Source organism: Providencia sp. CIM-Carb-044, assembly GCF_033901115.1.
Classification (GTDB): Bacteria; Pseudomonadota; Gammaproteobacteria; order Enterobacterales; family Enterobacteriaceae; genus Providencia; species Providencia hangzhouensis.
The window spans coordinates 1-275 of the sequence record NZ_JAXADV010000091.1; the positions used below are offsets into that span (position 1 = coordinate 1).

At 51.6% G+C, this 275-nt stretch carries 1 protein-coding gene; it reads left to right on the top strand.

What is annotated here, in order from left to right:
* The coding region (locus tag SJ312_RS23425; protein ID WP_319868431.1) for a fimbria/pilus outer membrane usher protein at positions 1 to 275 on the top strand (275 nt) is incomplete at both ends.

Here is a 275-nt window from a genome sequence, read left to right on the forward strand (position 1 = left end):
GTGTCACACAGCGCGGATGCCGGCCAAGTCCAAGTGACGGGGTCATTATCGGATTCCATGACGTCGCTAAGTATGACGATGAGTGGCTCGGTCACCGCGACACAGCACGGTATTTCTGCGCACCGTTTAACCTATCGTGACCAATCTCGTTTAGTGGTTGATGTGCCAAATGCGCAAGGCGTGATGATTGAAAATGGCCATGCGACGACGAATAGCCGTGGGTTAGCCACCATCAGTAACGTTCCGACCTACTATAATATGGAATACAAGGTGGA